Genomic DNA, 12561 nt, shown 5'->3' on the forward strand with positions numbered 1-12561 from the left:
ATGAATGCTGAAGACGCCTTGAAACTTGCTCGCCGGTTTATCGGGTTGCCCCTGCAAAAGCGCCGGATGTTCCTGGCCGCATTGGACAAGGAGGGCGTGGAGTTCAGCGGTTTTCCCATCCCTCAGGGCGTCGAGGCCGAGGATCGCCAGGCCTTGTCCTATGCCCAGCAGCGCATGTGGTTCCTCTGGCAACTGGAGCCCGACAGCGGCGCCTACAACCTGCCGGGAGCAGTGCGGCTCAAGGGGTCATTGAGCCTGCCAGCGTTGGAACAGGCTTTCGCCGATCTGGTCGCGCGCCATGAAACCCTGCGTACGGTGTTCCAGCGCCAGGCCGACGACAGCCTGGTACAGGTGCCGACCCGAGCCCCCCTGGAGATCGGCAAAACCGACTTTAGCCACTTGCCGGCTGCCGAGCGCGAGCAGGCGGTGCGCCGGGCCGCCGAGGAACAATCGCTGCGGCCCTTCGACCTGTCCAGCGGCCCCTTGCTGCGGGTTGAACTGCTCAAGCTCGATGACCAGGAGCATGTGCTGCTGCTGACCTTGCACCACATCGTCTCCGATGGTTGGTCGATGAACGTGCTGATCGACGAATTCATCCGTTTCTACGACGCCCATGAAGCGGGCGTTGCCCCGCAGCTGGCCGATTTGCCGATCCAGTACAGCGACTATGCCCTGTGGCAGCGGCGCTGGTTGGAGGCCGGTGAGCTGCAGCGTCAACTCGACTACTGGCAAGCACAGCTGGGTGACGAGCACCCGGTGTTGGAGCTGCCTATCGACTATCCACGCCCGGTGCTGCCGAGCTATCGCGGTCGTCGCCTGGAGCATGTGGTGGACGCCGCGCTGGTCGAGCAACTGCGCGGTGTTGCCCGGCAGCACGGGGTGACCTTGTTCATGCTGCTGCTGGGGACTTTCAATATCCTGCTGCACCGTTACACCGGACAAGACGACCTGCGGGTCGGCGTGCCGATCGCCAACCGCAACCGCCGGGAAATCGAAGGGCTGATTGGTTTCTTCGTCAACACCCAGGTGTTGCGGGTGCAACTGGACGGCCAGGCCCGCCTCGGCGACCTGCTGCGGGACATCAAGGAAACTGCCCTCGGTGCCCAGGCCCACCAGGATCTGCCCTTCGAACGGCTGGTCGAGGCGCTGAAACTTGAGCGCAGCCTGAGCTACAACCCGTTGTTCCAGGTGATGTACAACCACCAGCCGGAAGTGGCCGACGTCACCACGCTGAAAGTCGGCAGCGGCCTGGAGTTGGGCGTCATCGAGTGGGAGTCGCGCAGTACCCAGTTCGACTTGAGCCTGGACACCTACGAAAAGGGTGGGCACTTGCACGCGGCGTTCACCTACGCCAGTGACCTGTTCAACCCCGATACCATCGAACGCATGGCCCGGCACTGGACGCTGTTGTTGCGCAACATCGTCAACGACCCGCAGCAGCGTGTCGGTGAACTGGCGTTGTTGGCGCCGGCCGAATATCGGCAGTTGGTCACCGAGTGGGCGCGCCACGACACGACCTGGCCGAGCGGGCGCCCGGTGCATGAACTGTTCGAGGCGCAAGCTGAGCGCAGCCCGGACGCCATTGCCTTGATCTGCGACGGACAACGATTGACCTACGGCCAGCTCAACGCCCGATCCAATCGTCTGGCGCGCACGTTGGTGGCGGCGGGTGTCGGTCCTGACGTGCTGGTGGGCATTGCTGTCGACCGGAGCCTGGAGCTGGTGGTCGCCATTCTTGCCGTACTCAAGGCCGGCGGTGCGTACGTGCCGCTGGACCCCCAGTACCCGGCTGATCGCCTGCGGTTCATGATCGAAGACAGCGCCAGCCGTTTGCTCCTGAGCCAAAGCCATTGGCTTGAACGCCTGCCCGTGCCCGATGGCGTACGTTGCCTGTGCCTGGATCAGGCCGAGCCCTGGGAGAACGCTGAGCCCGGCAATCTGCAACGCCAGGTGTGGGCCGACAGCCTGGCCTACGTGATGTTCACCTCCGGCTCGACCGGGCGGCCGAAAGGCGTCGGCATCAGCCACGGCGCGCTGAGCAAGCATGCGTTCGCCTCGCAGCACTATTACGGTTTGAGCAGTGCCGATTGCGTGCTGCAATTCGCCACGTTCAACTTCGATGCCTTTGGCGAGCAGCTGTTTGGTCCGCTGACCTGCGGCGCCTCGGTGCTGCTGCGTGGCAACGAGGTGTGGGACAGCGAAACCCTGTACCGCCAGATCGTCGAGCAGGGCATCACGGTCATGGACCTGACCACCGCCTACTGGAACATGATCGCCAAGGAGTTTGCCGCTGCCGGCCCGCGTGACTATGCGGCGCTGCGCCAGGTGCACAGCGGTGGCGAGGCGATGCCGCCCGAAGGCGTGCAGGCCTGGCGCCGGGCCGGGCTGGAGCAGGTCAAACTGCTCAATACCTACGGCCCGACCGAAGCTACAGTCACCGCCACCACCCTTGATTGCAGCGATTACGTCTTCAATCGCCGGCCACTGCCGCTGACCTTGCCCATTGGTCAGCCGCTTCCAGGCCGCCACACCTATCTGCTCGATGCACACCTTGAATCCACTCCGGTGGGGGTGATTGGCGAGCTGCTGATTGGCGGCGAGTTGCTGGCGCGCGGTTACTTCCAGCGCCCGGCGTTGACCGCCGAACGGTTCATCCCTGATCCGTTTTCCACCAGCGGCGCGCGCCTGTATCGCACCGGCGATTTGGCGCGTTTCAACACCTCGGGCCAGATCGAATACGTCGGTCGTGTTGACCATCAAGTGAAGATCCGTGGTTTGCGCATCGAGTTGGGCGAAGTCGAAGCACGCCTGCTGGAACTGGACGCGGTCAGCGAAACCGTCGTGCTGGCGGTGCAGGGCGGCAGCAGCCTGCAACTGGTGGGGTATGTGGTGCCCCAGGACGCAGCGCTGGTGTCGGCCTCGGCCGAGGAACAGGGCGCGGCGCGGGAAACCCTCAAGGCGCAACTCAAGGAGCGCCTGCCGGATTACATGGTGCCAACCCAGCTGCTGTTCCTTGCGCAATTGCCGCTGAGCCCCAACGGCAAGCTTGACCGCAAGGCCTTGCCTTCGGTCGATGCCAGCCAGTTGCAGCAGGCCTTTATCGCGCCCCGCAGCGAACTGGAACGCGGCATCGCGGCCATCTGGCAGGACGTGCTCAAGCTTGAGCAGGTCGGCATGACCGACAACTTTTTCGAACTGGGCGGCGACTCGATCATCTCGATCCAGGTGGTCAGCCGCTCGCGGCAGGCGGGGATCCATTTCACCCCCCGTGACCTGTTCCAGCATCAAACCGTGCAAGGCCTGGCGAGCGTCGCGCAGCAGGGCGGCAGTGGGCTGGTCATTGATCAGGGAGCGGTCATTGGTGAGCTGCCGTTGCTGCCCATCCAACAGGTGTTTTTCGAGGACGCCATTGCCCAGCGTCACCACTGGAACCAGGCTGTCCTGTTGCGCAGTCATCTGCCGTTGCAGGCACCGGCGCTGCTACAGGCCCTCAACGCACTGCTGGCGCATCACGATGCCTTGCGTTCACGCTTCGTCGAAACCCCGGCGGGCTGGCGTGCCGAGGTGGCGCCGGTCGCGGTCGAGCCTGAGCTGCTGTGGACGGCAGATAATCTGAGCACCACCGAGCTGGAAGACCTCTGTGCCAAGGCACAGCGCAGCCTGGATCTGCAAAATGGCCCGCTGCTGCGGGCGGTGCTGGCAACTGTCGCTGATGGCAGCCAGCGTCTGCTATTGGCCGTGCACCACCTGGCCGTGGACGGTGTGTCGTGGCGCATCCTGTTGGAAGATCTGCAACGGGCCTATCAACAGGCGTGTGCCGGCGGCGCCCTCAAGTTGCCGGCCAAGACCAGCGCCTACAAGGCCTGGGGCGAACATCTGCAGGCCTACGCCAGCAGCGAAAGCGTGCAAGCCGAATTGACGTTCTGGCAGCAGCAACTGCAAGGCGCCGTGGTCGATCTGCCCTGGGATAACCCCCAAGGCAGCCGGCAAAGCCGTTACGCCAAAGTGCTGCACAGCCGTCTCGACAAAACCCTCACCCAGCAACTGCTGCAACAGGCGCCCGCGGCGTATCGCACCCAGGTCAACGACTTGCTGCTGACCGCCCTGGCGCGGGTGATCTGCCGCTGGACCGGGCATGCCGACACCCTGATCCAACTGGAAGGCCATGGCCGCGAAGAGTTGTTCAGCGACGTCGATCTGACCCGCACGGTCGGCTGGTTCACCAGCCTATTCCCGGTGCGGCTGACCCCGGCCGATGGCGTGGGGGCCGCGATCAAGCAGATCAAGGAACAACTGCGGGCGATCCCGAACAAGGGCATCGGTTTCGGTGTGTTGCGCTACCTCGGCGACGACACTTCACAGGCCCGTCTCAAGGCCTTGCCATTGCCGTGCATCACCTTCAACTACCTCGGCCAGTTCGACGGCAGTTTCGATGCCCGGGAAGGGGCGCTGTTCAGCCCTGCGGGCGAAAGCGCTGGGCTGGAGCAGAGCCTTGATGCGCCGCTGGACAACTGGCTGGGCGTCGAGGGCCAGGTCTACGACGGCGAGCTCGACTTGCGCTGGACGTTCAGCGATCAGCAATTCAACGAGGCGACCATCGCCCGTCTGGCCGATGACTATGCCCGCGAACTGCAAGCGCTGATCGGCCATTGCTGCTCGGCCGATGCCATGGGCGCCACGCCGTCGGACTTCCCGCTGGCGCGCATCACCCAGGCGCAGTTGGACGCGATCGCCGTGCCGGCGGCCGCTATCGAAGACATCTATCCCCTGTCACCGATGCAGCAGGGCATGTTGTTTCACACCTTGTACGAGCAGGGCACCGGCACCTACATCAACCAGTTGTGCGTGGATGTCGATGGCCTGGACCCCGAGCGTTTCCGCGCGGCGTGGCAGGCAACCGTGGACGCCCATGAGATCCTGCGCAGCGGTTTCCTCTGGCAGGGCGAGTTGCACGAGCAATTGCAGATCATCCACCGTCGTCTGGCGCTGCCCTACACCGTGCTCGATTGGCGCGCACGCCATGACGCCGCCCAGGCCCTCAAGGATTTCATTGCCGCAGACTTGGCACGGGGCTTCGACCTGACCCAGGCCGGGTTGCTGCGGGTCACGCTGATTCAGCTGACCGATGAGCGTCATCACCTGATCTTCACCAACCACCATATCCTGATGGACGGCTGGAGCAGCGCGCAGATGCTCGGCGAAGTCCTGCAGCGCTACGCCGGTCAACAGCCGCCGCGCCCGGTCAGCCGCTATGCCGATTACATCCAGTGGTTGCAGCGTCAGGACGCCGCCCTCAGCGAAGCGTTCTGGCTGGAGCAACTGGCCGATCTCCAGGAGCCGACCGTGCTGGCAAACGCCGCCGCGGCGAGTGCTGAAGTGCGCAGCGAAAGCGGTCATGCGCTCAAGCATTACACGCTGGATGCGTCGCGCACCGGCCGGCTCAATGCGTTCGCCCGTCAGCAGAAAGTCACCGTCAACACCCTGGTGCAAGCGGCGTGGCTGCTGCTGTTGCAGCGTTACACCGGCAGCGACTGTGTGGCGTTCGGCACCACCGTGGCCGGGCGGCCGGCAGCGCTGGTGGGCATCGAGCAACAAGTCGGCCTATTCATCAACACCTTGCCGGTGATTGCAGGCTCGCGTCCGGACCAGACGGTCGCGGCCTGGCTGGCCGCCGTGCAGGCTCAGAACCTGAGCCTGCGCGAGTTCGAGCACACGCCGCTGGCGAGTATCCAGCGCTGGGCCGGGCAGGGCGGGGGCGCGCTGTTCGACAGCTTGCTGGTGTTCGAGAACTTCCCGATCTCCGCCGCTTTGCAACGCGGCACCGCCCAAGGTGTGGTGTTCGGCGAAGTCGCCAACCAGGATCAGACGCACTACCCGCTGACCCTGGGCGTGACCTTGGGCGAGACGCTGGCGCTGCACATGAGTTTCGATCAGGCGCATTTCAGCGTCGCAACCATTGAGCGCCTGAGTGCGCAACTGCTGCACCTGCTGGAGCGGTTTGCCGACTCCGCCGAGCGTCGCCTCGGCGAGATTGCCCTGGCCGATGACGAGGAGCACAGGGCGCAACAGGCTGCCAACCACCCGCAGCCCTACCCGACCGACATCGCCGTACACCAGCGCATCGCCCATCTGGCGGCGCTAAACCCGCACAGCACGGCGGTGATCTTCGACGGCCAGCGCTTCAGCTATGGCGAGATCGACCGCCGGGCCAACCAACTGGCTCACGCGCTGATTGCCCGTGGCGTGGGCCCGGAAACCCGGGTCGGCGTGGCCCTGCCGCGCAGCGAAGGGGTGATTGTCGCGCTGCTGGCGGTGCTCAAGGCCGGCGCTGCCTACGTGCCGTTGGACACCAGTTACCCCCGTGAACGCCTGGCGTACCTGATCGAGGATTCGGGGTTGGCCCTGTTGCTCACCGATTCCCGGGTGTCGGCGCAACTTCCCCTGGAAGCCGCTGCCCAGGTGCTGGAACTCGATTGCCTGGACCTGAGCCTGCAATCGGCGGACGCACCTTCGGTCACCGTCGATCCGCAGAACCTCGCCTACGTGATCTACACCTCCGGTTCCACCGGCAATCCCAAGGGCGTGAGCGTGGCCCATGGTCCGTTGGCGATGCACTGCCAGGCCATCGGCGAACGTTATGAAATGCAGAGCAGCGATTGCGAATTTCATTTCATGTCCTTCGCCTTCGACGGCGCCCATGAGCGCTGGCTCACCAGCCTGACCCACGGCGCCTCGCTGCTGATTCGCGATGACAGCCTGTGGACCCCGGAACAGACCTACAACGCGATGCGCGAGCACGGCGTGACGGTGGTGGCGTTCCCGCCGGTGTACCTGCAACAACTGGCCGAACACGCCGAGCGCGAGGGCAACCCGCCGAAGGTGCGCATCTACTGCTTCGGCGGTGACGCGGTGCCCAGCGCCAGCTTCGACCGGGTCAAGCGCGCCCTGGATCCGGACTTCATCATCAACGGCTACGGCCCGACCGAAACCGTGGTCACCCCATTGATTTGGAAGGCCGGTCGCGAGGTGGCGTGTGGCGCCGCGTACGCGCCCATCGGCAGCCGCATTGGCGACCGCAGTGCCTACGTGTTGGATGCTGACCTGAACCTGCTGCCCCAAGGCTTGGCTGGCGAGCTGTACCTGGGCGGCACTGGGCTGGCCCGGGGTTACCTGAACCGTCCGGGCCTGACGGCCGAGCGTTTTGTCACGGATCCGTTCAGCGCTGACGGCGGTTTGCTGTACCGCACTGGCGACTTGGTGCGCCAGCGCGCCGATGGCACCTTCGATTACCTCGATCGCATCGACAACCAAGTGAAGATCCGTGGCTTTCGCATCGAGCTGGGTGAAGTCGAGGCCAGCCTGCAAGCCCTCGAGGGTGTGCGCGAAGCCGTGGTGGTGGCCCAGGAAGGCGCTGCTGGCAGCGGCAAGCGCCTGGTCGCCTATGTGGTGGCCGATGCACCCGTGGGCAAGGATTTCGCCGAGCACCTGCGCGAGCAGCTCAAGGCGACCCTGCCGGCGCACATGGTCCCGGCCAATCTGCTGCTGCTTGAACGCTTGCCGCTGACCCCCAACGGCAAGCTCGACCGCAAGAACCTGCCCAAGCCCGACGTCAGCCATTTGCAGCACACCTACGTGGCGCCGCGCAGCCAACTGGAGCAGCAACTGGCGTCGATCTGGCGGGACGTGCTCAAGCTCGGGCAAGTCGGCCTGCGGGATAACTTCTTCGAACTGGGCGGTGACTCCATCGTCTCGATCCAGGTGGTCAGTCGTGCCCGGCTGGTCGGCATTCACTTCACGCCGAAGGATCTGTTCCAGCACCAGACCATCGAGGCCCTGGCTGCCGTGGCGCAGACCGGCGCGCCGCTGCAAGTGATCGACCAGCAACCGGTGACTGGCGAAACCGCGCTGCTGCCGATTCATCAGTGGTTCTTCGCCCAGCCGATCCCTGACCGTCATCACTGGAACCAGTCGGTGATGCTCAAGCCGACCCAGGCGCTGGATGCCCAGGCGCTTGAACGAGCCTTGGGCGCGCTGATCGTGCACCATGACAGTTTGCGCCTGGACTTTATCGAGCAAGGCGAAGGCTGGACCGCGCGTTATCGCGACATCGCGGCACAGGCCGCCGGCACGCTGCTGTGGCAAGCCGACGTCGCCGATCTCGCCGAGCTGGAAGTGCTGGGTAATCAGGCCCAGCGCAGCCTGCAACTGGACGGCGGGTCGCTGATCCGTGGGCTGCTGGCGAACCTCGCCGACGGCACGCAGCGGCTGCTGCTGATCGTCCATCACCTGGTGGTGGACGGCGTGTCCTGGCGGATTCTGTTCGAAGACCTGCAAAGTGCTTATCGCCAGACCCTGGCGGGCACGGCGGTGCAACTGCCGGCCAAGACCAGCGCGGTCAAAGCCTGGACCGCAGCGTTGCAAGACTATGCCGCCAGCGCACCCTTGCAGGCCGAGCTGGGTTTTTGGCAGCAACAGTTGCAAGGCGCCGCGGCGGGGTTGCCATGTGACAATCCCCAGGGAGGCCAGCAGCATAGCCAAGCCGTGACGATCCGCACGGCATTGGATAAAACCCTCACCCGACAACTGTTGCAGCAAGCCCCGGCGGCCTATCGCACCCAGGTCAACGACCTGCTGCTGACTGCTCTGGCGCGGGTAATGGTGCGCTGGACCGGCGCGGACAGTGTGTGGGTGCAACTCGAAGGTCACGGCCGTGAAGATCTGTTCGCCCAGGTCGACCTGAGCCGTACCGTCGGCTGGTTCACCAGCCTGTTCCCCGCGAAACTGACCCCGGCAGCCGATCTCGGCGCCTCGCTCAAGCAGATCAAGGAACAACTGCGCGCCATCCCCAACAAGGGCATTGGCTTCGGCGCCTTGGCGCACCTGGGCGATGAGCATGCGCGTCAAACCCTGCAAGGCTTGGCGAAACCGCAGCTCACCTTCAACTACCTCGGTCAGTTCGACGGCAGTTTCGATGGCGTCGAGGATGCCTTGTTCGTGCCCACCACCGAGCGCGGCGGCGAAGAAGTGAACATGCAAGGCCCGCTGGGCAGCCCGTTGGCCCTCGACGGCCAAGTGTTCGGCGGTGAGTTGGACTTGAGCTGGACCTTCAGCGGCGACCTGTTCAACGCCGCGACCATCCAGCGCCTGGCCGATGACTATGTGCAAGAACTCACGGCGCTCATTGCCCATTGCTGCGACCACCACAGCGGTGGCGTGACGCCGTCGGATTTCCCCCTGGCGCGGCTGACCCAGGCACAACTGGACGCACTGGTCCCACATCCCCAGGCCATCGACGACCTCTACCCGCTGTCGCCGATGCAGCAGGGTATGCTGTTTCATACCTTGCTCGAACAGGGCGGCGACTACATCAACCAGCTACGCCTGGACGTCGAGGGCGTCGATCCGCAACGCTTCCGGGCAGCCTGGCAAGCGGTGGTCGATGCCCATGACATCCTGCGCAGCGGCTTCTTCTGGCAGGGCGATCTGGCGCAGCCGGTGCAGATCGTGCAGCGCCGGGTCGAGGTGCCGTTCCGAGTGCTCGACTGGAACGGGCATGCCGACCTTGATAGCGCCCTGCAAACCCTCGCCGATGAAGAACGTGCCCAAGGCGTGGACCTGACCCAGGCGCCGCTGATGCGCCTGGTGCTGGTGCGCACCGGCACTGATCGTCATCACTTGATCTACACCAACCATCACATCCTGATGGACGGCTGGAGCAGCGCGCAGTTGCTCGGTGAAGTGCTGCAGCATTACCGGGGCGACAGCGTGGCCCGTCCGGTTGGTCGTTATCGCGATTACATTGCCTGGCTGCAACGCCAGGACGCGGCCGCCAGCGAAGCGTTCTGGGCGCCTGCGCTGCAGCGCCTGGAGACCCCCACACACCTGGCCGACGTCATGCCGAAGCCGGCGCAGGCCGATGCCGGTTATGGCGATCACCTGCAGGTGCTGGACGAAGCGCTGACGCGCCGCCTGGAGGCTTTCGCCCGGGCCTCGAAAGTGACCGTCAACACGCTGGTGCAGGCCGCGTGGCTCCTGCTGTTGCAGCGTTACACCGGCAAAGACACCGTGGCTTTTGGCGCAACCGTGGCCGGTCGTCCGGCGGATCTGCCGGGCATCGAGCAGCAGATCGGCCTGTTCATCAACACCTTGCCGGTGATCGCCAACCCGCGGGCCGAGCAGTCCCTGGACAGTTGGTTGCAAGCGGTGCAAGGGCTGAACCTGGCGCTGCGGGAGTTCGAGCACACTGCGTTGCTGGATATCCAGCGCTGGGCCGGGCAGGGCGGTGAAGCGCTGTTCGACAGCCTGCTGGTGTTCGAGAACTACCCGATTGCCCAGGCCCTGGAACAGGGCGCGCCGGACGGCCTGCGCTTCGGCCCGGTGGCCACCCAGGAGCAGACCCACTACCCGTTGACGCTGTTGGTGAGCCTGGATCGGCAGCTGTCAGTGCACATGAGCTACCAGCGAGCCAGTTTTGCGCCCGCCAGCGTGGCGCGCCTGGCGGCGCATCTGGTTCAACTGCTAGGACAGATGACCGCCGACGGCGAGCGCTGCCTCAGTGAGCTGTCGATGCTTGAGTTCGATGAGCATCAGCGCCTGACCCATGACTGGAACCCGGTTGACGCACCGTTCGAGCAAGCGCTGTGCATTCACCAGATGATTGCGCGTCAGGTTCAAGCCACGCCAGAGGCCCTGGCGGTGACTTTCGCCAACACCCAACTGAGCTACAACGAACTTGACGCTCGCGCCAATCGCCTCGCCCATAAGCTCATCGAGCTGGGTGTGGGGCCGGAAGTGCGAGTAGGCGTGGCAATGCCTCGCTCCGAGCAGTTGCTGATCGCCTTGCTGGCGGTGCTCAAGGCCGGTGGCGCCTACGTGCCGCTGGACCCGGACTACCCGGCCGAGCGGGTGGCCTACATGCTCGACGACAGCCGTGCGCGGGTGTTGCTGACTGAGCAAGCGGTGGCGGCGACGCTGAGCGTTCCGGCCGAGACCGTTGTGTTGAGGCTCGATCAGCTCGACTTGACGCACTACCCACTGAGCGCACCGCACACCCAGGTCAGCCCGGACAACCTCGCCTACGTGATCTACACCTCCGGCTCCACCGGCAAGCCCAAGGGCGTTGCGATTGCCCATCGCAACGTGCTGGCGCTGATCGACTGGTCCAAGTCCGTCTACAGCCGCGACGACATCCAGGGTGTGTTGGCCTCGACGTCGGTGTGTTTCGATCTGTCGGTGTGGGAACTGTTCGTGACCCTGGCCAACGGTGGTTCGCTGATCATCGCCCGCAACGCCCTGGAGTTGCCGCACTTACCGGCTCGCGACCAGGTGCGCCTGATCAACACCGTGCCCTCGGCGATTGCCGCGTTGCTACGCAGCGGTGAGATCCCCGCCAGTGTGCGCATCATCAACCTGGCGGGCGAACCGTTGAAGCAGAGTCTGGTAGATGCCCTGTACCAACACCCCACCTGGGGGAGTGGGCCTGTGCAAGCAGGACCAGTAGAAACAAAACCAGTGGGAGCAGGACCTGTGGGAGCAAAGCTTGCTCGCGACAGCGTCCTGTCAGCTGGCCCCTATGCGACTGACCCACAGCCATCGCGAGCAAGCTTTGCTCCCACAAGCTCGCTCCCACAGGTGGGGGGTGGGGTTGAGCATGTCTACGACCTCTACGGCCCTTCGGAAGACACCACCTATTCCACCTGGACCCGCCGCACCGCCGGCGGCACGGCGAACATCGGCCGGCCGCTCAAGCACACCGCCAGCTACCTGCTCGACGCCGACCTGCAACCCGTGCCCCAAGGCGTCTCCGCGGAGCTGTACCTGAGCGGCGCGGGCATCACCCGTGGCTACCTCGGCCGTGCGGCGATGACCGCCGAGAAGTACGTACCCAACCCGTTCTCCACATCCGGCGAACGCCTGTACCGCACCGGCGACCTGAGCCGTTATCGCACCGATGGCGTGCTCGAATACCAGGGCCGCATCGACCATCAGGTGAAGATTCGCGGCTTCCGTATCGAGCTGGGGGAAATCGAAGCGCGGCTGCTGCAACAACCCCAGGTGCGGGACGTGGCGGTCCTGGCTCAGGACGCAGCGGGCGGCCAGCAATTGGTGGCCTACGTGGTCGCCCCAGCGCTGACCCTGGATGCCACCCAAGCCCAACGTGCACTGCGCGATCAACTCAAGGCCGGCCTCAGGGAGCATTTACCCGACTACATGATCCCGGCGCACCTGCTGTTCCTCGATCAATTGCCGCTGACGCCCAACGGCAAGCTCGACCGCAAGGCGCTGCCAGGTGTGGAGAGCGGCCTGTTGCAGACCGGTTATGTCGCGCCGGCCAGTGCGCTTGAACAGCAGGTCGCGGCGATCTGGGCCGAGGTGCTCACGGTGGAGCGCGTGGGCTTGAACGATCACTTCTTCGAGCTGGGCGGCCATTCGCTGCTGGCGGTCAATGCCGTCTCGCGCCTGGCGCTCGAACTGGGGCTGACGCTGACCCCACAGCTGATTTTCCAGCACCCCGTCCTGAAGGATTTTGTCGCGCAACTGGACACTGGGGACGGGCCAATC

1 protein-coding gene (cut by a window edge) is annotated in these 12561 nt (G+C 64.8%); it reads left to right on the top strand.

Annotated features, from left to right (window positions below):
- Window positions 1–12561, top strand: partial view of a non-ribosomal peptide synthase/polyketide synthase gene (locus KI237_RS10145; RefSeq protein WP_212799699.1) — the 5' portion only. The gene runs 57 nt beyond the window's last position; only the first 12561 of its 12618 coding nucleotides appear in the window; it begins with the start codon at window positions 1–3; its stop codon lies beyond the right edge, outside the window.

Source organism: Pseudomonas sp. St316, assembly GCF_018325905.1.
Lineage (GTDB): Bacteria > Pseudomonadota > Gammaproteobacteria > Pseudomonadales > Pseudomonadaceae > Aquipseudomonas.